The following is a 22315-nucleotide window of genomic DNA, read 5'->3' on the forward strand; positions in this document are numbered from 1 at the left end:
CTATTTGATCATTTTTCTTCAATCCAATTTTTTGCCCTTTCAACGGCTCTTTTCCAACCTGCATACAACTTTTCTCTTTCATCAGCATCCATTTGTGGAGTAAATAGAGCATCCCGTTTCCATTTTCTTAATAATTCTTCCTGCCCATTCCAAAAACCAACAGCCAAACCTGCCAAATATCCAGCTCCTAAAGCCGTCGTCTCGTTAACTACTGGTCTTTCAACCTCTACACCAAGAATATCAGCTTGGAATTGCAATAGGAAATTATTTAATGCGGCACCACCATCCACCCGCAGAGTCTTAAGCTTTATACCCGAATCAGCCTCCATAGCTTCAAGAACGTCTCTTGTTTGATATGCTATAGATTCCAAAGTAGCTCTAATAATGTGTGCTTTTGATGATCCTCTTGTTAATCCAACGATTGTACCCCTTGCATACATATCCCAGTAAGGAGCTCCAAGCCCTGCAAATGCCGGCACAAAATAAACACCGCCATTATCTTTCACTTTAGTTGCATAATATTCTGTATCTGCAGCACTATCAACTATCTTTAATTCATCTCTAAGCCATTGAACAGCAGCACCTGTAACGAAAATGGATCCTTCCAAGGCATAGTTAACCTTTCCATTAATTCCGTAAGCTATTGTAGTTAATAGACCATGTTTAGATTCAATAGGTTCTTCCCCTGTGTTCATTAACATGAAGCACCCAGTTCCGTAAGTATTTTTTACCATACCTTTTTCATAGCAAACCTGACCAAACGTAGCAGCTTGCTGATCCCCTGCTATTCCGGCAATGGGCACTTCTGCACCGAAAACATCCGGATCGGTATTACCGTATATTTGACTTGAAGGTTTTACCTCTGGTAACAGAGAAGAAGGAATGTTTAACTCTTTAAGAAGGTCTTCATCCCATTTACGCTCGAAAATATTGTATATCATTGTTCTTGATGCATTGGTATAATCAGTAACGTGAACTTTCCCGTTAGTTAGCTTCCATATTAACCACGTATCTATAGTACCAAACCTAAGTTTTCCTGCTTCTGCTTTTTCCTTGGTTCCTTCAACATTATCCAAAATCCATTTAATTTTGGTTCCAGAAAAATAAGCATCTACCATGAGACCGGTCTTATGCTTAATTGTTTCTTCCAAACCTTTTTCTTTTAATGTATCGCAAATTTTTGAAGTCCTTCTATCTTGCCAAACGATCGCATTGTGAAGAGGTTTCCCTGTTTCTGCATCCCAAATGACTGTTGTCTCTCTTTGATTAGTTATACCAATCGCACTGATTTGACTACGGTTAATATTCCCTCGCGCCATAGCATCCGCTATAACCCCCATGGTAGTTGCCCAAATTTCATTAGGATCATGCTCCACCCATCCGGGTTTAGGATAATACTGCATAAACTCTTGCTGTGCTACACTAACAACATTCCCATCGTGATCAAAAATTATTGCCCGGGAACTTGTAGTCCCTTGATCGATTGATAAAATATACTTTTCCATTACAATCCTCCTAAAAACTTTTTACTTTTTCAATCCTTCGATTATTGTGTCGTAATGTAACTCAATATACAATAAAAGTTTATTTAAATCTCTTTCTTTCAACGATTTCAATATATTTCGATGATTTTCAAGTGTTTTTTTGTTGTATGTATTTGTGAACAAATAATCTTCCTTCATTACCCTCCAAACTTTTTGTTGGATAAAACTTGTTAAATAATCTAAGAAATTCTCTATTATTGGATTTTTCGAGTATTTTGCATATAACTGGTGAAATTTAAAATCTTGGGCAAGGGAATTCTCTAAATCTTTTGTAATTATGGCTTTGCTAAAATCGTCACAAATCTTCGCCATATCATTTATCAGTTTATCATCTAAATGTTTAAAAACGGAAAAAGCTATAGAACGCTCTAATATTTTCCTACTTTCCATTAAATCATCAACATCGTAATCTGGAAAAGATAGTCCAAAAGAATTTTTATAATATCTTTTTACGTAGTTGCCACTTCCTTGCACACTTTCCACAACGTTGATAGCTTTTAAATAACTGATAACCTCTCTTATAACTATCCTTGAGACATTATACTTTTTTGAAAGATCTCTTTCTGAAGGTAATTTTTCACCAATTTTTATTTTTGTATTTTCTATCTGTTTAAGTATGTCTTCTATAATTTCCTTACTTTTTCCATCTTTTTTAATGTCATTACTCATGCAGTGTTATCTCCTTAACTCACCTTAAATCAATTCTTTTTTCAATTCAGTTATTTCTTTTTCTAATTCTTCTTTTATTGTTTTATTATCTCTTTTCGCCTCTAGATATTCTCTTAATTTTTCATGTCTTTTAGAATTTAATGGATATCTAACTGCTGCAATTATTCCTAAAACCAATAAAATTATGGGAACGAAAGAAATTATGAATCTTAATGCAAATAAAAAACTCTCGGGCTGAAATTGTTCTACACCATCTATTGGATTAACAAATCCTGCTATTCCTAATGAAAAGGTAACTCCTGCAACAGCCAAACCAGACGCCACTTTCCTGACAAACGTCATCAGACCACTCAAAGTACCCTCTTCCCTTTTACCAAATTTTAACTCAGCAACATCTGTTACATCCCCAAATATAGTATAAGGCATAACTGCGACTGCCGAAACTCCTGCACCTATTATTGCAGCCATTAAAATTACCTGGAACATCGTTACATCAGGGGAAAATGTGAAAAGAATGAATCCCGCAACACACCATACTAACGCACCTAAAATATACGAGATATTTTTGGATGTCTTTTTAGCAACAAAGGCATAAAATGGGATAAAAATAATTTCGGCTATGAAAAGAGCACCTAAAGCTATGGGAAGTAAGCCTTCATTTCCAATATAATATTTAGTATAATAGGCAAAAATGGTTGAAACTACATCTATCGATAAGTAGGCTAGAAGATACATAGCGATAAGGAGTCGAAAGCTTTTAATTTTAAAAGGTTCAAAAAACATATTGAAAAAGTTGAAGGTACTTTTCTCTTTTGAAAACTCTTCTCTTTCCTTGGTGAACATAAAAACACCAATCCACGGAATTGAAAAGATCAAACCAAAGGTTATTGCCATCACTATATACCCTGTTCTGATATCAGAAAAAGCATTCACAATTAACATTGGAAGTACCGCACAAACCAAACCCGCACCTATCGAAAAGGCAAGTCTATATGAATTTAAAGATGTCCTTTCATTGTAATCTAACGTTAATTCGGCTCCTAAAGCAGTATAAGGTGTCATAACCATAGTAAATACGGTTGTAAAAGCTATATATGCCGTTAGTGCGTAAATGAATTTCCCCAATTGATTAGGAAAACTTGCTGGATACCAAAGAATGAAAAAAGATATAAAGATCAAAAAGGTTCCTGCCAGCAAGTAAGGTCTTCTTCTGCCAAACCTAGTTCTGGTATTATCGGTTATGAATCCCATTAAAGGATCTGTAACAGCATCCCAAATTTTACCAATTAAAAGAATGGGAGCAATATACTGCATCTTCAGACCGATGACATCAGTAAGGAAGATAGCGTAGAAAAAATTTATTATATTGAAAGCACCACCACCAAAAATATCCCCCGACGCATAGAACAACTTAGTTTTCAAAGGTAGTTTTTCACTTTTCACTTTTCCCTTCCTCCTCATCCACCTTTTTAATATTTATCCATCAATTTTATCCCCTAATAATTAATAAACACATAATGATTTTATCACATATTAGCTGGATTTTTTTTATACTTTAACCTTTTACTCCACCACCCATTCCTCCAATTAAATACCGTTGAAAAGCTAAAGTTATTACAAAAACGGGAATTAACATTATAGTCCCCGCTGCAGCTAACTGCCCCCAAAGCGGAGCATATTGGCCCATAAAACCGTTAATAACGACAGGAGCTGTTTTAGCGTTCGAACTAGTTAAAACTAAAGCATACAAAAATTCATTCCAAGACATCATAAAAGTGAAAACAGTAGCGACTACTAACCCCGGCCCAACGAGGGGGATAAAAATCTTCCAAAAAACCTTTTTTCTGTTGCAACCGTCAACTAAAGCTGCTTCTTCGTATTCTATGGGTACACTCGAAAAAAATGGTAATAAAACCCAAATAACGTAAGGTATGTTAAAACTCATATGAGCAAATATGAGAGCTATTAATGTGTCTGTTAACCCCAATGATCTAAACATCATAAACAAAGGGATAGATAGAGAAATTTGAGGAATCATTCTTGAAATAAGGAAAGAATACGATAAAGCCTTTCTATATCTGAATTTGAATCTTGACAGCGCATATGAAGCCATAGCTCCAACTACTAAAGAAAAAGAGGTCGATAAGATACTAACAATAAGACTGTTCCTTAATCCCAACATAACGTCTTTTCTTTGAAAAACCTTTTTGTAACTATCCAGTGTAGGCTTGAAGCTAAAAGGATTTGCTGACCATATGTCAATATCTTTTTTGAAACTGTTCATTATTATTATAGCAATTGGAAAAAGTTCTACGATTAAAATTATTATCGATATAAAAATGATTAAATACATCTTCAGTTTTTTCTTCTTCATTTTTTCAACTCCCACTATCCATATTTCTTCGAACCAAAAAATTTGCGATAATTAAACTTATCACTATCAGAATAACTCCCATGGCTGAAGCGTAACCAACGTTAAAATATCTAAAGGCCTGTTTATGAATATACAAAGACAATAAAGTGGTAGCGTTACTTGGACCTCCTCCTGTCATAACAAAAACTTCAGAAAAAATACGCAATGCATCTATCAGCCTTAACAATAAAGCGGTAGTTATTGTTGGTCTAAGCAAAGGAATAATTATCTTTATTACCTTATCCCAAAATTTTGCACCATCTAAATCAGCAGCTTCTATCAATGAAGAGGGTATGTTAATGAGTCCAGAGTATATAAACATAAACATGAAAGGCCACATCCTCCATATATCTTGAATAATAACTGCTGCATATGCTGTTCCTGGGTTGGCAAGCCAAGCAGTTTGTGGGATACCTAATGTATTCAGCAAAAAACTAATCGCACCATACTCGGGTTGTAACATTAAACGCCATGTTAAACCCGATAAAACTGGCAGAACAAAGACGGGTAAAAGCAATAAGGATCTTATTAGATTTACACCTTTAAATTCTCTATTAAGTAGCAAAGCGACAAAGAACCCCATAATTAGTTCTATAGGGATAGCTATAAATATGAATCCCAATTGAAGAAATAAAGCATGCCAAAATTCTTTATCTTGAAATATTCTTACATAATTAGATATTCCAATGAACCCTCTTGAAGATTCATCTACAAGAGGCCAGTTGAAAAATGAGATACCTACTGCATATATGATAGGATAAATTAAAACTAGTCCTACTAAAATTAAGGCAGGTAGTATAAAATAAAGGACGGGGGATCTCTCCCCTATCCTTTTGTTCTTCTTAGTAGCCATATCTCCCAAGCACCTCGTCAATCCCTTTGATCATGTTATCTATAGCAGTTTCTGGAGTTACTCTTCCTGTAACGCCCGCTAACCAATTTACCTTTATTACGTCCGAAACTTCTGCATATCTTTCGAACCTTGGCCTTGAGACAGAATATCTCATAGAATTGAATATGCCAACAAAATATGGTTTTTGTTCTATGAACTTTGGATCAAGCAAAAGATCCGTACGAGCTGGAGTTAATCCAACCTTTACTAATTCCTTTCCTGCCTCATATGAGGACCACCAATATGCAAATTCTGCTGCAGCTTCTTTATTCTTAGAAGCTTTAGGAATCCCCAGCATCCAAGTTCCTCGAACAGGAGCTCTTCTGACAGGACCTGCTGGTGGAGCACTATAGTAAATCCTTCCGGAAACAAGTGATTGATCAGGATTTTCATGATCTGGAATTATGGCGGGCCATTGAAACATTGAGAAAACTTTTCCTTGGTTGAAGGCTGCAATCCTTTCAGAATGTCCCATATCTTGCCAGCCTGGAGGGGCAAACTCACACAACGCCTTGTACATATTTAAGGCTTCAATGGCTTTTTCTCTATCTAACACAACTTCAAAATCATGTTCTCCAACTTGTTCTAATACCTTAGTACCGTATGATTCAAACATCAGTATTGCTTCAGCAGTTGCACCCTCTGCACTCTTTGTAAATGGAGCGAAACCGTATATTCCTTTGTTGGATAGAAATTCACTCATTTCAAGTAATTGGTCAAAGTTTTGCGGAATATCTAATTCGTAACCATACTTTTCTTGAAATTCCTTTTTATACTGTTCATTGTTTACAATATCCTTTCTAGTCATCCATACATAAACGTTACCGTTAATAGGGAGCCCTCTGTAACTTCCATCCCAATAAGAACCTTCTGGGACACCAGGGATCAAATCTCTTTCAAGATCAATTTTAGGATAAACTTTTCCTTGTGGCCACTGGGAATACGGGATGAAAAGATCACCAAATTGAGGAACAAATGGTTCATCGATAGATACCAAATCATAATCTGTTCTGTTCTGTGATATAGAAACGGCTGTTTTTTCAAGAATAGATCCACTAGGAAGTCTTTCAAAGATCACATCAATTCCTGTTTCTTTTTCGAATTCATCAATCATAGACTCTACTGCGACGGTTAAAGCATCATCCCAAACAAGCACCCTAATAGTAGTACCTTTGTAAGATTGTGCAAACAAAAATGTTCCTGCCATTAGTACAAAAATTACCAATAAACTAAAAACTCTTTTCATAATTACCCCTCCTTTCAAGATTTTGATTCCATCCAACACATTTTTGAAACACATAATTATTTTACTATTGGTAATATCATTTTGCAAGTCCGAAAAAAGACATTCTCTTTCGATTAGAGTTGATTATTGACATTTATTAACGATTACAAAGGTTTTTCTTAATTTTTCTTTATTTTTTTACCTTTGACAAATAAATAAAAAATGGTATAATGGTATTACCATTAATTTTTTAAAGGAGGTTTTTTGCTAATGAAACTCTTTCTTGATAGTGCTAAAATAGATGAAATCACCTATGCAATTGAAAAATGGGGCATAGAAGGTGTAACCAGTAATCCGAAACACATTAGAAAATCGGGCAAATCTATGGAATATTTCATGAATGAAGTAAAAAAAGTTGTTGAATCTACAGATATCACTGTTAGTATTGAAATTAATCCTCACCTAAACCAAGCAGAAGCAATGGCTGAAGAAGCCAAAAAAATCGCTTCTATATGTAAGAATTTCGTAGTAAAAATCCCTGCAACCGAAGAAGGATTATATGCATTAAAATTGTTGAATGGTTCAGATGTCAAGGTAAATGTAACTCTAGTTTTTAATTCTTTCCAAGCCTTACAAGCTGCTAGAATGGGTGCCTATTATATAAGTCCATTTGTCGGCTGGAGAGAAGAAAGAGGAGAAAATAACATTAATTTTATTTCAGACATCGTTAGCGCTGTTCATAATTATGATTTTAAATCAGAGGTTTTAGTTGCCGCTGTAAGAAACGCCAAACAAATTAATGAAGCCATAAATGCTAAGGCTGATATTCTTACTGCGGGATTTGATGTTTATAAAAACGCTTTTCAGACACCATATACCAAAATGGGCTTAGATATATTTTCTGAGGCATGGGACTCAATAGAAAGATAGGAGGAATGAAGATGGTAGAATACAAATTTTTAATCCATAAAGACGGCGATAGTGTTGGAGTTGCAACTGATGACTTGAAACCTGGTGAAAAAATAAAAGGTAGAGTGTTAGAAGGAAGCAAAGAGTATGAAATAGATGTTTTGGATGAAATCCCCCTAGGACATAAAATAAGTCTAAAAGATGTCAACAAAGGAGAAATAATAATCGAATATGGTGAAAAAATCGGTGTTGCGACAAAACCTATACAAAAAGGAGAAGAAGTCCACGTACACAACATACAAAGTATAAGATGGGGAGGCAAAAATAATGGATAACAAAATTTTGGGATATTTAAGAGAAAATGATAAAGTTGGGGTAAGAAACCACGTATTAATAATTCCTGTTGATGATATTTCCAATTCTGCTGCGGTTGCAGTGGAAAATATTATCCAAGGTACGTTAGCAATTCCACATCATTATGGAAGATTGCAATTTGGAAAAGATCTTGATTTATTCTTCAATACAATGATTGGAACAGGAAGAAATCCAAATGTGGCAGCTGCGATAGTTGTAGGAATAGAACCCAACTGGACAAATAAAATTGCTGAAGGAATAGCAGAAACAGGGAAACCTGTAGAGGCATTTTATATTGAAAAAAATGGGGAATTAAAGACTATTGAAAAGATGGCTAGATCCGCCGCCAAATTAGTAGAATATGCTACTAATTTAAAAAAAGAACTCGTTGACTTTTCTGAATTAACAATAAGTCTAAAATGTGGTGAATCCGATACAACCTCAGGTTTAGCGTCTAATCGTGTGGTGGGAAGATTTGTAGAAAATTTTCTACAAGAAAATGGAACCGTTCTTTTTGGAGAAACAACAGAATTAACTGGTGCAGAACACATAATAGCTGAGAGATTCAAAAAAGAAGAAGAAAGAGATAAATTTTTAAAAATTTTCAATGACTACCAAGAACTTATAAAATCCCAAGGTGTAGATTTGTTAGGATCACAACCAACTCAAGGTAACATAGAAGGTGGACTAAGTACAATAGAAGAAAAGGCTTTAGGAAACATTCAAAAAATTGGAAATGCTAAGATAGATAGTGCTTTAGATTACGGAGAATTCCCGGTTGGCAAAGGGTTACATTTTATGAATACATCCTCAGCAGCTGCCGAAGCAGTCACTCTGTTTGCAGCTGCAGGTGCTGTCATTCATCTCTTCCCAACAGGTCAAGGTAATATTATAGGTAATCCTGTAATTCCAGTTTTAAAAATAACAGCAAACCCCAAAACCGCTAATTTCATGTCCGAACATATCGATTTGAATGTTTCAGGCTTACTAAAACTAAACGGTTCTTTAAACGATCACGCTGAGAATTTATGGAATAAGATTATAGAAACCGCCAACGGAAAACTTGTGAGAGCAGAGATATTAAAACACAGGGAATTCGTATTAACGAAGTTATACCCAAGTGCGTGATTTTATGGCAGAAATAATAGTTCCTTTTGGGAAAGATAATATTAAGATAAGTAATATTAAAGATTTTGACATTATTGATGTAGGGGAAAAAAGAAACACCAGTTTAAGTTATCAACAAATGAAAGAAAAAATAGATAAATTTATAGATGGGATATCCTTTCAAGGGATGAAAAATATTGCTGTGGCGATTCCTGATATCACGAGGCCTAGAGTACCTATAGAAATTTTCCAACATATATTAAAAAGATTTTTGAGCTCCTTTCAAGGAAATATAAAAATTTTTGTTGGAACAGGATTACACAATTATCGACTTTCCGATAAAAACGAGTTGATTCCAGAAAATTTGGTTCATAATGATAAAGTACAAGTATTTTTTCATGATGCTAGATCTGAATTCAATATCTATGTAGGTGAAACTAAACCAGGAACACCAGTTTTTATCGAAAAAGATTACTTACTCAGTGATTTAAAAATATCTATAGGTATTGTCGAACCTCATCAATTTGCCGGCTTCTCCGGTGGAGCAAAAGGCGTTGTAATTGGTTTGGGAGGAGAAAAAACTATCTCAAAAAATCATTCATTGCTGATTGACCCAAATTCTAAAACGGGCTTATTAGAAGGGAACCCCATTAGAGAAGACATAGAAGAAGCAGGTAAAATGATAAAAATAGATTATTTAATAAACTTTGTTATGAATGCGAATAATGTACCTATGGAGATCTTCTGCGGGAAAAATCCTGAAAGCTATTTAAAAGCCGTAGAATATTTAAAAGATTTGGTAGGTTATAAAATTGATAAAACCTATGATATGGTTATCACCTCTCCAGGCGGATTCCCACGAGATATAGACCTTTATCAAGCTCAAAAGGCTTTAACCCCTGCAACTTCTTTCTGTAAAGACAATGGGATAATATTATTATTAGCCGAGTGCTCAAGAGGTGCAGGGGAGGAAAATTATATAGAATTAATAAAAAGATTTAAGACACCTGAAAAAGTCATTAAAAATTTTGATTTTGATCACTTCGCAGTGGGGCCACATAAGGCTTTAATATTTGCCAAAGCAGCTCTTAACAATAAATTGTTCTTATATTCCACAAACAAACAATTAACAAAAGAATTAAAAAGAACTTTCATAAACCCGATAGAAGATTTACAAGTATTTTTAAAAAAAGAAGGAGAAACCAAATCAATCGGCATTTTACCAAGAGCTTTACAGCTTTTACCACTATAGAATTTGTGCGTTTCACGGATGGTATAAAAAGGAGGCAAAATAAAAATGGAGATGATTGTTGGTGGCAAAAAGGTTAATAAACCAAAGACTTTAAAAGTTTACAATCCTTACAATGGTGCAATTGTTGATGAAGTACCCGAAGGCGATGCTATGGATGTAGAAAACGCAGTTAATTTAGCTGTCGAAGGAAAAAAGATTATGAAAGAACTCCCATTGCACAAAAGGGTGGAAATTCTATATAATACTGGAATTTTACTAGAAAAAAATGAAAAAAGGTTGTCCAAAATAATAAACGAAGAAGTAGGCAAGACTATAAAAGACGCTCAAGCGGAGGTTATAAGGACAGCCGAATTATTCAAATATGCCGCAGAAGAAGCAAAAAGAATCCATGGAGAAACGCTTCCTTTTACATCTTTAAAAGGTTCAGAAAACAAAAGAGGTTATTACATTTTAGAACCCGTAGGAATAGTTGGAGCAATAACTCCTTTTAATGTTCCTTTATCATTAGCGGCTCACAAAGTAGCTCCTGCCATAGCAGCAGGAAATGCAGTTATAATGAAACCAGCTACTCAAACACCTTTAAACACTATAATCTTAGGGGAACTATTGTTAGAAGCCGGAATGCCTGAAAAAGCGATTAGTGTTTTAACTGGTAGGGGAAGCGTAGTAGGGAATGCTTTAGTAAAAGATCCAAGAATAAGATTTGTTAGTTTTACAGGTAGCGTTGAAACTGGTGAAAATATTGCAAAAAATGCTGGAATGAAAAAACTAGGATTAGAATTAGGTTCTAACTCTGCACTTATCGTAATGGATTCTGCAAATATTGATAAGGCTGTAGCTGCTACTGTTGGAGGAGGTTTTTCTTTAGCAGGACAGGTATGTATATCCGTTCAACGAGTTTTTGTACATGAAAAAGTTTACGATGATTTTGTTGATAGGTTAGTTTCAAAAGTTCAAAGTATAAAATTTGGTGATCCATCGAAGGAAGAAACTGAAATGGGGCCTGTAATTGACGAAGAAAATGCCGTTAGAATTATTGATTGGATAGAGGAAGCAGTATCTGAAGGTGGAAAAATGTTAACCGGAGGAAAAAGGGATTACACATTGGTAGAACCAACTGTTTTGGTTGATACCCCTCTCGAAAGCAACATCATGAAAAAAGAACTTTTTGGCCCAGCGGTAGCTTTGAGAAAAGTAAAAGATTTAGATGAGGCAATTGAATTGACAAATGAAAGTGTTTACGGATTACAAGCAGGTATATTCACCCAAAACATTAAAGAAGCATTTTTTGCCGCTGAAAAAATAGAAGCCGGTGGAGTGATGATAAACGAAGGGCCACGTTATAGGGCTGATTTTATGCCCTATGGTGGATACAAAAAAAGCGGAATAGGGCGAGAAGGAATAAAATTCGCAATCGAAGAAATGTCTGAGTTAAAAGTAATCTGCTTTGATATTGGAGAGTGAAAAAAATGAGAGAAAAAATAAATTTGGGTTTGGTTGGTTTTGTTAGAAGTACCTACGATGCCGATAAAGGTAATGAAATTTACGAAACAGCTGTAAAAGAACTAGAGAAAAAAATTGAAAATATAAACTTATTTGGTTGGAAAGGTGTTATAGAATATCCAGAAGAACTTGACGAAGTCATAAATTTTTTTAACGCAAAAAATTTAGATGGTTTTATCCTAATGAGTGCCACTTTTCATTTGGGACAATTAGCTTTAAAAGTGGCAAAAAACATGAAGATTCCTTTGCTAATTTGGGCATTACCCGAGCCCCCATATAATGGAGGAAGAGTAAGGTTGAACTCTTTAGTTGGTGCTCATTTAGATTGTTCTAACCTTTACAAATCGGGGTTTAATAATTATGAATTCATTTATGGTGATCTAGAAGAAGAACCTTTCATAAATAAAATAAACGCTTGGATAGATTCCTTAAGAATAATAAAAAAATGGTCTAATACTAAAATAGGTTATATAGGAAGTCATGCACAAGGTTTTTATAATATAGATGTTTACGAACCAGATATCATAAAAGAAATAGGTGCTGAAATTGAATACATCCCATTGAATGATCTCTTTTTTAAAAAAGCAAAGGAACAAGAAATTTTAGAAGAAGCGAAAAACATTAATAATATTTACAACTATGGAGACAATATGACAGACGACAGATTGGAAAAGGTAGCAAATTTATCGTTGACTTTTAAAGATCTGGAAAAGTCAAAAAATTATGCTGGAATGGCCATCAGATGTTGGCCAGAGTTTGCTAACACTTATGGCATATCCCCTTGCGCAGCTATGTCGTACTTTATGCCCGAACATATCCCAGTAGCTTGTGAAGGTGATATTGAAGGTTCTTTAGGGATGATCGCTTATAAAGCTATAGGTTGTGATGAAATTTTTCTCGCCGATGTGAGTCAACTTTTTGAGAAAGAGGATTCCTTCTTACTTTGGCATTGTGGGGTTGCACCTTACAATACCTGGGATCAAAAGTCCGAAAAAACATTAGACACTTATTTTGCTGGTGGAAAAGGAGTAACGGTAGGTTTTGTATTAAAACCAGGACCTGTTACTATTTCCAGAATAGACTATTCAAGAGGAAAATTCCGTTTGTTAGTCTTTGAAGGCGAAGCTTTACCGATGGACAAAGAGCTCAAAGGAACGTTTGTAAAAGTTAGGGTTCCAAATGCTAAAAAAATTTTTGAAACAATGGTTTCTAAGGGTGTTGCGCACCATGTAGTGTTGGGATATGGTAATTACGCACAAACACTTAAAAATGTCGCCAAAATAAAAAATTGGGAAATAATCGAATAAAATACATAGTGTGGTGAATAGGATGGAAATAAAAGAACTTGATAACAATATAAAAGTCTTCGTTAACAATTTTGAGCTTATAAATACTCAAGAGATTAGTTATGGGAAAGGTTCACCGCATATCAAAGAACATCAAGGACATTTTAAAATAAAAGAAAACCCGAAAATATTGGGAAAAGGTGACTGTAAAATAGAAACAAATTTACTTTCTGAAAATATATTAGAAATGACCATCCAAGTCCCAGAGGAATATAACAGAATAAACATTAAACTTAACACTTCTAAAAGTGAAAAGATATTTGGAGGGGGTGAGCAGTATACCCACTTAAACCTAAAAGGGAAAAAATTTCCCATATGGGTACAAGAACAAGGGGTAGGAAGAGGATATGATTTAATATCCATAGTCACTAGATTTAAAGGTGTGAGTGGAAGTTGGTATACAACTTACTTTCCTTCCCCTATTTTTCTATCCACTTTGGGGTATGCGATAATATTTGAAACGTACTCTCCAATGGTAGTTGATTTAAAAGGTAAAAGCTCAAATTTTGAAGTTTGGGATAAAACAGTAAAATTGGTAATAATCGAAGGGGATAGTCTAAAGAAATTATCGAAAGAAGTGAGAAAATATTTTAATACCGATCACACCCTTCCAAATTGGATTCATGGTACATTGATTGCCTCACAAGGAGGCACAAAAGAAATAGACAAAAAAGTCGATCTGTTGATAAAAAATGAAGTCCCTCTTACCGCTGTGTGGAGTCAAGATTGGTCAGGTACCAATATTACATCCTTTGGAAGACAAGTTTATTGGAATTGGGAATACGATAAGAAATCATATCCTCAACTTCCAGAAAAAATAAAGGAACTAAATAAAAAAGGTATAAAATTCCTCTCTTACATTAATCCCTTTTTGATTGAAGGAAGCAGATTATACAATATTGCCAAAGAAAAAGATTATTTTGTCAAAAATTCTTCAGGAGAAATATATAAAATATATGTAACTACATTTCCTGCAGGACTTATAGATCTAACTAATAAAAGAGCCTACGAATGGTATAAAGAAGTTATAAAAAACAACATTATAAATATCGGAACATCTGGGTGGATGGCAGATTTTGGAGAATATCTTCCGGTAGACGCTGTTTTATTTTCTGGAGAAGATGCAATTAAATATCATAATAAATACCCTGTAGATTGGGCAAAATTAAACTATGAAGCAATAAAAGAATCAGAAAAAAAAGATTTAATCTTCTTTATGAGATCGGGTTTCTTAGATTCAGTATCTTACTGTCCTATTTATTGGGCAGGAGATCAAAACGTCAATTGGAGCAAAAGTGATGGAATCGCCTCGGTTATTCCTGCAGCGTTAAGCCTTGGCTTTAGTGGTGTGGAATTCACTCACTGGGATACAGGGGGTTATACTTCGTTATTGTGGATGAAGAGAACTCCAGAACTTTTTATGAGATGGGTTGAATTGAGTGCTTTTTCTTTAATCATGAGAACTCACGAAGGAAACAGACCTGACAACAACGTGCAGTTTGATACCAATAGGGGAATTTTAAAACATTTTATCTGGATGACTAATGTACATTATATGTTAAAAGATTATTTGAAAAACGAAATACTCAAAAGTAAATTGGAAAAATTACCTGTAATACGACACATTTGTCTAAATTATCCAAAAGATCCGCAGAGTTATTTACAACAATATGAGTATTTATTAGGAGAAGATTTGCTAATAGCTCCAATTTTACATAAAGGATCAACAGAAAGAGAATTATATTTACCTCGGGATAATTGGATTCACCTCTGGAGCCAAAAAAACTACGAGGGTGGAGAATATGTAAGAATAAAATCTAATTTAGGTTTTATACCTGTTTTTATCAGAAAAGAGTCTCCTTATCTGAACGAGATTCTTTCTAAAATTGATGAGGTAAAGAAAAAGTTCAAAATAGACGAAAAAAGTTTTAAACCTTAGTTATCCAATTTAAATAAGTTCTTTATCTCCTGGTTGGATAACTCAGTTATCCAACTTTCTCCCGTTTTTATGATATTTTCAGATAACTCTTTCTTTTTTTCGAGCATTTCATTTATTCTCTCTTCAAATGTTTCTAAGGTGATGAATCTGTGAACTATCACGTCTTTTGTTTGACCAATCCTGAAAGTTCTATCTGTTGCCTGACTCTCCACAGCAGGGTTCCACCAGAGATCGTAATGTATAACGTGATTCGCAGCAGTCAAATTTAATCCCGTACCCCCAGCTTTTAAAGACAGGATCATAATTGGATATCTATGCTTTGTTTGAAAGTCGTTTATCATTTCGTCTCTCTTTTTCCTGTTGAGCCCTCCATGAAAAAATAGAGGTTCTATCTTAATGTTGTCTGTTAGTATCTTTGTTAATATATCTCCCATCTCTTTGTATTGAGTGAAAAGTACTACTTTTTCGTTGTTGTCTAAAATATTTTGAAGTAGGTCCAATAATTTCTCTGTTTTACCAGAATCATCCGGTAAAGGGGCTCCTTTTTTAGTGTAGTTAACAGGATGATTGCAGATCTGCTTGAGTGAAGTCAACATTTTAAGTATTAATCCTTTTCTTTGTATACCGTCAGCTTCCATTTTTTCTAACTCTTCTTGTACGTGTTCAACAACCTCTTTGTAAAGCGCAATTTGTGAAGGTTTTAAGTATACATATTCGTCATATGTGAACTTTTCCGGAAGGTCTTTTATGATATTTTTATCAGTTTTAATTCTTCTTATCAAGAATGGGTTTATCAAACTTTGTAATCTTTTGGTTGCCGTTGTATCCCCGTATTTTTCAATAGGTTTTGCGAAGGTTTCTACAAAACGATTCTTCCCACCCAAATATCCAGACATAAGAAAATCGTACAAACTCCATAATTCGGTTAATCTGTTTTCTATGGGGGTTCCTGTCATTGCGAGCCTCTTTGGAGCACGGAGGGCTTTTACCGCTTTGGTTTGTTGTGTATCTGAATTTTTTATGTTTTGTGCTTCGTCTATAACAACCATTGAAAATTCTTTTTTCATTAGAAATTCAACGTCGTTTCTTACTACACTGTATGTCGTTATAATCACATCAGAATTATCTTCGAACTTTCTATCGCTTCCATGGTAAATGCTTACATTCAAAGTAGGTGCAAATTTTTCACACTCCTTATACCAATTCCCAACAAGTGTCGTTGGACAAACCACTAAAACTGGATTTTCTAACGATTTTTCTTCCTTCATTTTGAGAATTACAGAAATAACTTGGATCGTTTTACCTAACCCCATATCATCTGCTATACAGACGTTGAAACCTTTTTCTAAGTTCGTGTACAACCATCTGAATCCAGTTTTCTGATAATGCCTTAACTCTGCATTAAGATTTTTTGGCAATCTTACCGGAGAAACTTTTCTCAACTCTTCTAAAAACTTTTGAAGGTTGTTATCTAATATCACGGGAAGACCGTTCATCTCTTGTGAAAGTATAACTTTCAAAGTTTCAAAGTCTGAGGTTAAGTTTATATTCTTGACCTTTTCCATAATAGCTTCAAACTCGTTGGCACCTAAAAACACGTAATTTTCTTTTATCTTAACTATTCCTTTTGATCTTTCCGTCAACTTTTCAAACTCTTCAAGTGAAATTTCCGAATCGCCTATTAGTACAGCGTAATTGAATCGTATGAGCTTGGACAAAGATAAAAAGGATACGTGACTGCCTGTAGAATTCGCTTTTAGGGCAAGTTTTGGTCTTGAAACCTTTTGAAGCCCTTTTGGAGCTAGTATTTCAACGTTCAGTAGTTTCAATATGGGCATGGCATTTATCATTATTTCCGATAACTGTTCCGTATTGACCATTATTTTAGAACTTTTCTTCTTTAAAAACTCACCAAAAAATTCAGCGTATTTTGCAATAGTTACAATCTCTTTCAAGACCTCTGACTTTCCATCTTCTTGGCTTTCAAAGAAAGTTTTTATATCTTGGTAAGTATCAAAAGGCTCATCTTTTCGGTAGATATCGAGTGATAGGTTGAAAAACAACTCTCCCATATCTTCTATACTAATAACCAATTGATACTTGCTTTGCCTCAAAAGTAAAGGTTCAAGATAGTTCTTTATACTTTTGTAGGTTCTTTTTTCTTCAAATTTTTGGGTGGTGTACACTTTGGATTCAAAGAACACATCGGTTATTTTATTCTTCACTTCCGATTTGTAATACTTTTTTATGAGATATTTGATGTACTGGGATACAAGGTACTCAACGATCTTGTCCCTTTTCATATACTGACCTTTTTCATTGATTACTAGGTCCCCGGGGACGATAGAACTCAAATAATTAACGTAATCCCTTACATAATCGTTAAAGTAAACAGGTGAGTAATCGATAACAAAATCTTCTCTGTTTATCTTTTGTGGAGTGGGAATAAATGCCTTCATATCGATAAGCTTGTATACGAAAGAAACCAATCTTTTTAAAAATAGCGATGCTTCACTGTCCTCATCAGTTTCCACAAGAGGTATAGATCCCAATAAATCGAATAAATCTTCATAATGCACCGTATAATAGCCCTTTTCTTTTTTGCATTCTAATTCTTCTAACGGTTCACCTTCAAAAATTATATTGGGAGTAATGGGAGAATAAATAAATTTAATATCAGTTTCTTTGAAATATGGGTTGAACTCTTCATCTACCCTTCCATCTTCTTCGTTTATCGCCTTTGATAATTGATTGTACATTCTCAACAGAAGGTTTTTAAAATTCTTTCCATCGTAAAAATAGGCTTCATCAGGTAGTAGGTTTATAACCTTTTCTATCTCATATTTTTCATACGAAGGATCTGGTTGTTCCATCGGTTTGGTAGGTTCTTCCTTTTTATCTGTAAAGATAGAATCAGAAGTTTTTTCTGTCTCTTTAGCGATTTCTATTAAATCTTTCTTTTTCATGCCGTGCATTTCGAAGATCAAAAAAGGGTCCTTGTCTATCTCATCTGCTATAATATAGTAAATGGCTGCCAAATGTTTACAAGGATTTGCCCAATCAGGACATGAACAATGTGCATCTATCTCATTCCAACTTTGTGGGAACAACTTTATTCCCATATTTTTGGTAATATCTAAAAGTTCTTCGGGAAGGTTCCCACCAATTAACATAGCAGAAAGGTCTAATCTTTCGTTTAGTACCTTTTTGATTTTTTCTTTCTCTTCTTTCGTAAAAGAAGGTAAAGCTATCTTTTCCCTATAAGGATTTGGCCTCGTACCTTGAACCCTTGCTGATATTACAGAGTTTTTTTGAATTTTAATCTCCAAAACCGCCCCTTTTTTTGCATAACTTCTACCTCGTGGCAACCTGTTAGTATCACTATCGATATTTTTCAAGGCCTCTACCCATTTTTTACCCCACCAACTCTTTCCAAAAACGTATTTTCCTCCCATTTTTGCTTTTTCTACCTTCCTTCGAATTACTTTTTAAAAAGGGATTTTGGAGGTTTCTCTCCAAAATCCCTTAGTTTAGCTTATAAAAAATATTTAGGATTAGTTGGAATAAAATTAAATTTCTCAGGTGCATTTTTATGTATCAAGAGTCTGATGGGCTTTCCATGGAAATCGCATTCTACCAAGTTATGAGAAGAATCATAGATATGGCTTTCTACTATCTGAACTTCGAATCCTTCGTCTTTAATGACTATTTCTTCAGGTCTAAAGCATAACTTGTAATTACCATCTTCTTTATCCACTTTTAATTTATTTAATACGCTGCCATCTTTGACTTCAACGTCTATTGTGTTCAATCCTAATCTGGAAGTAAGTTCCATAACTTTTAAGTTTGATGGGTTCTGGTAAACATCGAAGGTTTCTCCAAACTGCAAAAGCTCTCCATCATCCAGTATAGCAAGATAATCACTTACCGACAAAGCATCTTCAGGATCACTGAAAACTGCTATCGTTGTTTTACCTAATTCTTTTATAAATCTTTTGAGCAAAGCTCTCATTTCTACGTGAAGCTTTCTATCCAACTGACTTAGCGGTTCATCAAGGAGCAACAATCTGCAATCGTGTAATTTTTCTCTCCCAAAGGCAATCAACTGCTTCATGCCTTCAGGCAATTCATCGGGCTTTATTTCTAAATAATTTGGTAAACCATCTAACTCTTCTGCCTCTTTTATGGCTATCTTGTACACTTCTTTTTTCTTTTTCCCACCAATGTACAAAGGGAAACCTAAATTCAATTTCGTATCTAAATGAGGAAAAATGGCATAGTTTTGAAAGACAAACCCGACTTTCCTGTCTCGTGGGGAATACTTCTCTATCCTTTCGTCTCCAAAGATAATTGCTCCAGATTCAGTTTTATTCAAACCCGCAAGAGTTCTTAATAGTACCGTCTTACCCGAACCTGAAGGTCCTAAAATAGCCAAAACTTCTCCTATTGGTAATTCAAAAGAGATATTTTTTAGCCTGAATTCACCAACTTGGGAATTTAGATTTTCTACCTTTAAAGAAACATCATTGGTTACTTCGACCATTTTTTCACCTCCTTTACCAGATAATAGAGCAAAGATTGAGGTTACTTTTTCACTGAAATTATAACATATTTAATTTGGGATTAATTATAATATTTATGATTTTAGAAATTTTAATTTTAAAAAGGTAAAAGTGCTAAGCCATCTTTTCCGTTCTGGAAGCGAAATGCAATATAACCCAGTTTGACAAATTGCCTTTTATAACTTGACTTTTGCTTAATACTACACTAGAATATAAATAATGAGTGTGATTTTTCAAATATAGTTTTTTGGAGGAAAACATGGAAAACAAGAGTTTTAAAAGTGGCTTTGTTGCCTTGGCAGGAAAACCTAACGTCGGGAAATCAACATTGATAAACGCTTTGTTGGGCCAAAAAGTGGTTATCGTTTCTGACAAACCGCAAACCACAAGAAATAGAGTAAACTGCATATTAACGGAAGATCATTATCAAATAGTTTTTGTCGATACACCGGGTATTCACAAACCTATAAGAAAAATTGGGGAATACATGGTCAATATTGCAATAAATGCATTGAAAGGCGTTGACCTGATACTTTTTATGATTGATGCAAAGGATGGCTTAAGAAATTCAGATTTAAGAGTTGCCGAAATAGTCGATAAATCAAAAATTCCTACCATTCTTCTTGTCAACAAAGTTGATCTAGTAAAAGACAAAGAAAAGATTAACCTGATGACTAAAAAAATAAAAAGTTTGTGTTCAAATATACTTAAAACCATTGAAATTTCCGCTTTAACGGGTAAAAACCTTTTTGAATTAAAACAAAGTATTATAGATCTATTACCCGAAGGTCCACAATACTACCCAGAAGATATGATCACGGATAAACCGTCAAGGTTCATCATTTCTGAGCTAATTAGGGAAAAAATCTTTCATTTAACAAAGGAAGAGATCCCTCATTCAAGCGGGGTAGTTATAGAAGAACTGAAAGAAAGAGAGAACGGCGTTTTGTACGTAAGAGCAGAAATTTATGTTGAAAAGAACAGTCAAAAACCTATTATAATAGGTAAAAACGGAAGCATGATTAAAAAGATCGGTCAATTGGCAAGACAAGACATAGAAGAACTTTTTGAAAGAAAAGTCTACCTCGATCTTTACGTAAAGGTTCGTGACAAATGGAGAGACGACAAAAATATTTTAAATAACATTATGGAATACAAAATAGAAGAAATAAAAGATTGAAAATAGACTGCTGTGTGCAACTTAATCAATTCTAAAAGCCTTGTCAGCTTCTATAATCTCCTTTGCAACATCAATTAACTTTTTATTGGAATTTCTACTCTTTTTTTGCAAAAATTTCATAGATTCTTCTTCGTTCAATCGTAATCTTTCCATGACGATACCTTTGGCTTTTTCTATTAATTTTCTTGATTCCAAAGTTTCTTTGGTTATTTCTAATTCATTTTTTAAATTCTTAATATCCTCAAATCTAGAAAGAGCGATTTCAATCTCAACCTTCAAATCTGATTCATCTATAGGCTTTATTAAGTACCCCAAGACTCCTAGATTTTTTGCTTTATTGATCAATTCTTCATCATCGTAGCCGCTTACAATCAATGTGGGAATAAAAACCTTCTCGTTTATCTTTCTTAATGCCTCCAAACCATCCATAACAGGGAGATTGATATCGGCTATAATCATATCTGGCTTTTTTTCTAAAGCTAATTTGATCAACTCTTTACCGTTTGTAGCTTCTCCAACTACTTTACACCCTAGAGTTTCTAAGTTACTTTTTAACCCCATTAAAATTAAATATTCATCCTCGGCAACCAATACTTTCAAATCCTTCATAATTTAACCCCCAACATCTTCAAATTTTCTCCATTTCTTCGATGGGAATATTCGTATTAATCTGTTTTACTGGGATTTCAATTCGTACTTTGGCACCGTTAGAGTTTTCGACTTCTATTTCCCCATTTAGTTGTTTGGTAATTATAGAATATACGATCGATAAACCAAGCCCCTGGGTGGCTCCTTGTCAAATATGGTTGATAGAATAGACTGAAGAGATGATGAAAAGGGTAATACAGCTTTTTTTGTTGAGTAGTTTCAGCTCAGAAAGGATAACTGTTTACAATATAAAGAATAATCTTACAGGTATCTTTTTATTGTTATTCGTTACCTCTTCCTCTATCTTTATACTTTCTCTTAGCTTTTTCTGTGCGTCTTTTACTACATGAAAATGGTCCGCTACTACTTTCACTCCAGCTAATTCTTCTTTGACTGCATTCTTAAACGAGACTCTCATATCGAGAGCTGCTTCTGTTATCTTTTGCCATCTATAACTTATCTTCTCATTTCTGAAGCTTTTCCCTGTTTTTTTACACATGTGTCTTTGTGGCCTGTGTATCAGATATATTCTTTGTGTTCCAACTTTGCCAGCCTTGATGATCCTTTCTTTTGCTTTACCGTTACGTACTATGTATTCTCGCTTGTCTTTACATCCTTTACATTTATACGGGCATTCTGGTATCTCTATCTTTTTCGAATATTCCACTTCAAAATAAATCTCTCCCTCTTTTTCAAATCTTTTCTTTCTTTTAACTTAAAGCCTTTATCAATACCCAGTATTTGTGCTATAATTTTGTTGCTTATGATATCG

At 34.3% G+C, this 22315-nt stretch carries 17 protein-coding genes and 2 pseudogenes; 8 read left to right on the plus strand and 11 right to left on the minus strand.

The genetic code is table 11. From position 1 onward, the window contains the following. Positions 1 to 8: 8 nt before the first annotated feature. From glpK to AA80_RS01930, 6 genes are all read right to left on the minus strand, one after another. The gene (gene glpK / locus AA80_RS01905; RefSeq protein ID WP_103876177.1) at positions 9 to 1505 is read right to left on the minus strand and encodes a glycerol kinase GlpK; all 1497 of its coding nucleotides are present in this window, start codon (positions 1503 to 1505) and stop codon (positions 9 to 11) included. Positions 1506 to 1526: 21 nt separating this feature from the next. Continuing rightward, positions 1527 to 2213: a FadR/GntR family transcriptional regulator gene (locus AA80_RS01910; RefSeq protein ID WP_103876178.1), complete on the minus strand. Its 687-nt coding sequence runs from the start codon at positions 2211 to 2213 to the stop codon at positions 1527 to 1529. 24 nt (positions 2214 to 2237) lie between these two features. Then, positions 2238 to 3656 carry an MFS transporter gene (locus AA80_RS01915; protein WP_103876179.1) on the minus strand — a complete coding sequence of 473 codons (1419 nt, stop codon included), beginning with the start codon at positions 3654 to 3656 and terminating at the stop codon, positions 2238 to 2240. Between the two features lie 112 nt (positions 3657 to 3768). After that, positions 3769 to 4587: a carbohydrate ABC transporter permease gene (locus AA80_RS01920; RefSeq protein ID WP_103876180.1), complete on the minus strand. Its 819-nt coding sequence runs from the start codon at positions 4585 to 4587 to the stop codon at positions 3769 to 3771. 4 nt (positions 4588 to 4591) lie between these two features. Then, a complete protein-coding gene (locus AA80_RS01925; protein ID WP_103876181.1) occupies positions 4592 to 5479 on the minus strand; it encodes a carbohydrate ABC transporter permease in 888 nt (295 codons plus the stop codon). After that, a complete protein-coding gene (locus AA80_RS01930) occupies positions 5469 to 6764 on the minus strand; it encodes an extracellular solute-binding protein (protein ID WP_103876182.1) in 1296 nt (431 codons plus the stop codon). The genes AA80_RS01925 and AA80_RS01930 overlap by 11 nt, the downstream gene beginning before the upstream one ends. A gap of 249 nt (positions 6765 to 7013) precedes the next feature. On the opposite strand from AA80_RS01930, the gene AA80_RS01935 reads away from it, so the two are divergent. The 7 genes from AA80_RS01935 to AA80_RS01965 are packed head-to-tail and all read left to right on the plus strand — an operon-like array spanning position 7014 to position 15153. After that, positions 7014 to 7673: a transaldolase family protein gene (locus tag AA80_RS01935; RefSeq protein WP_103876183.1), complete on the plus strand. Its 660-nt coding sequence runs from the start codon at positions 7014 to 7016 to the stop codon at positions 7671 to 7673. Between the two features lie 11 nt (positions 7674 to 7684). After that, on the plus strand, positions 7685 to 7987 hold the full coding sequence (locus AA80_RS01940) for a UxaA family hydrolase (protein ID WP_103876184.1): 303 nt from the start codon (positions 7685 to 7687) through the stop codon (positions 7985 to 7987). After that, a complete protein-coding gene (locus tag AA80_RS01945; protein WP_103876185.1) occupies positions 7980 to 9134 on the plus strand; it encodes a UxaA family hydrolase in 1155 nt (384 codons plus the stop codon). Before AA80_RS01940 ends, AA80_RS01945 begins: the two co-directional genes overlap by 8 nt. Before the next feature lie 4 nt (positions 9135 to 9138). Beyond that, positions 9139 to 10365 carry a nickel-dependent lactate racemase family protein gene (locus AA80_RS01950; RefSeq protein ID WP_103876186.1) on the plus strand — a complete coding sequence of 409 codons (1227 nt, stop codon included), beginning with the start codon at positions 9139 to 9141 and terminating at the stop codon, positions 10363 to 10365. A 45-nt stretch (positions 10366 to 10410) separates the two neighbouring features. After that, entirely contained in the window at positions 10411 to 11829 is a 1419-nt protein-coding gene (locus AA80_RS01955) for an aldehyde dehydrogenase family protein (RefSeq protein ID WP_103876187.1), read from the plus strand. Positions 11830 to 11834: 5 nt separating this feature from the next. Continuing rightward, positions 11835 to 13175 carry an L-fucose/L-arabinose isomerase family protein gene (locus AA80_RS01960; RefSeq protein WP_103876188.1) on the plus strand — a complete coding sequence of 447 codons (1341 nt, stop codon included), beginning with the start codon at positions 11835 to 11837 and terminating at the stop codon, positions 13173 to 13175. Positions 13176 to 13197: 22 nt separating this feature from the next. Continuing rightward, the gene (locus AA80_RS01965; RefSeq protein ID WP_103876189.1) at positions 13198 to 15153 is read left to right on the plus strand and encodes an alpha-glucosidase; all 1956 of its coding nucleotides are present in this window, start codon (positions 13198 to 13200) and stop codon (positions 15151 to 15153) included. Here the strand turns inward: AA80_RS01965 and AA80_RS01970 are convergent. Together AA80_RS01970 and AA80_RS01975 are read right to left on the minus strand one after the other, a co-directional pair. Continuing rightward, positions 15150 to 18608: a DEAD/DEAH box helicase gene (locus AA80_RS01970; protein ID WP_103876190.1), complete on the minus strand. Its 3459-nt coding sequence runs from the start codon at positions 18606 to 18608 to the stop codon at positions 15150 to 15152. The genes AA80_RS01965 and AA80_RS01970 overlap by 4 nt on opposite strands. A gap of 80 nt (positions 18609 to 18688) precedes the next feature. Beyond that, positions 18689 to 19696 carry an ABC transporter ATP-binding protein gene (locus tag AA80_RS01975; protein WP_103876191.1) on the minus strand — a complete coding sequence of 336 codons (1008 nt, stop codon included), beginning with the start codon at positions 19694 to 19696 and terminating at the stop codon, positions 18689 to 18691. 278 nt (positions 19697 to 19974) lie between these two features. Between AA80_RS01975 and era the strand changes: the two genes are divergently transcribed. After that, complete coding sequence (gene era, locus AA80_RS01980) at positions 19975 to 20895, plus strand: GTPase Era (RefSeq protein ID WP_103876192.1); 921 nt, start codon at positions 19975 to 19977, stop codon at positions 20893 to 20895. A gap of 21 nt (positions 20896 to 20916) precedes the next feature. Here era and AA80_RS01985 read toward each other — a convergent pair whose 3' ends face one another. The 3 genes and pseudogenes from AA80_RS01985 to AA80_RS01990 form a co-directional block, all read right to left on the minus strand. Continuing rightward, positions 20917 to 21504, minus strand: coding sequence for an ANTAR domain-containing response regulator (locus AA80_RS01985; protein ID WP_103876193.1), 588 nt, complete (start codon positions 21502 to 21504; stop codon positions 20917 to 20919). Between the two features lie 19 nt (positions 21505 to 21523). Next, positions 21524 to 21673 (minus strand): annotated as a pseudogene (locus AA80_RS10425) (hypothetical protein); the annotation flags it as partial. Between the two features lie 117 nt (positions 21674 to 21790). Continuing rightward, positions 21791 to 22308 (minus strand): annotated as a pseudogene (locus AA80_RS01990) (transposase); the annotation flags it as partial. Positions 22309 to 22315: the final 7 nt, after the last annotated feature.

This window comes from Petrotoga sibirica DSM 13575 (assembly GCF_002924625.1).
GTDB classification, from domain to species: Bacteria; Thermotogota; Thermotogae; order Petrotogales; family Petrotogaceae; genus Petrotoga; species Petrotoga sibirica.

Bases quoted from the DNA above. Each gene is read 5' to 3' on its own strand.
- glpK (WP_103876177.1), bottom strand. From the start codon at position 1,505: ATGGAAAAGTATATTTTATCAATCGATCAAGGGACTACAAGTTCCCGG.
- AA80_RS01910 (WP_103876178.1), bottom strand. From the start codon at position 2,213: ATGAGTAATGACATTAAAAAAGATGGAAAAAGTAAGGAAATTATAGAA.
- AA80_RS01920 (WP_103876180.1), bottom strand. From the start codon at position 4,587: ATGAAGAAGAAAAAACTGAAGATGTATTTAATCATTTTTATATCGATA.
- AA80_RS01925 (WP_103876181.1), bottom strand. From the start codon at position 5,479: ATGGCTACTAAGAAGAACAAAAGGATAGGGGAGAGATCCCCCGTCCTT.
- AA80_RS01930 (WP_103876182.1), bottom strand. From the start codon at position 6,764: ATGAAAAGAGTTTTTAGTTTATTGGTAATTTTTGTACTAATGGCAGGA.
- AA80_RS01935 (WP_103876183.1), top strand. From the start codon at position 7,014: ATGAAACTCTTTCTTGATAGTGCTAAAATAGATGAAATCACCTATGCA.
- AA80_RS01940 (WP_103876184.1), top strand. From the start codon at position 7,685: ATGGTAGAATACAAATTTTTAATCCATAAAGACGGCGATAGTGTTGGA.
- AA80_RS01945 (WP_103876185.1), top strand. From the start codon at position 7,980: ATGGATAACAAAATTTTGGGATATTTAAGAGAAAATGATAAAGTTGGG.
- AA80_RS01950 (WP_103876186.1), top strand. From the start codon at position 9,139: ATGGCAGAAATAATAGTTCCTTTTGGGAAAGATAATATTAAGATAAGT.
- AA80_RS01955 (WP_103876187.1), top strand. From the start codon at position 10,411: ATGGAGATGATTGTTGGTGGCAAAAAGGTTAATAAACCAAAGACTTTA.
- AA80_RS01960 (WP_103876188.1), top strand. From the start codon at position 11,835: ATGAGAGAAAAAATAAATTTGGGTTTGGTTGGTTTTGTTAGAAGTACC.
- AA80_RS01965 (WP_103876189.1), top strand. From the start codon at position 13,198: ATGGAAATAAAAGAACTTGATAACAATATAAAAGTCTTCGTTAACAAT.
- AA80_RS01970 (WP_103876190.1), bottom strand. From the start codon at position 18,608: ATGGGAGGAAAATACGTTTTTGGAAAGAGTTGGTGGGGTAAAAAATGG.
- AA80_RS01975 (WP_103876191.1), bottom strand. From the start codon at position 19,696: ATGGTCGAAGTAACCAATGATGTTTCTTTAAAGGTAGAAAATCTAAAT.
- era (WP_103876192.1), top strand. From the start codon at position 19,975: ATGGAAAACAAGAGTTTTAAAAGTGGCTTTGTTGCCTTGGCAGGAAAA.
- AA80_RS01985 (WP_103876193.1), bottom strand. From the start codon at position 21,504: ATGAAGGATTTGAAAGTATTGGTTGCCGAGGATGAATATTTAATTTTA.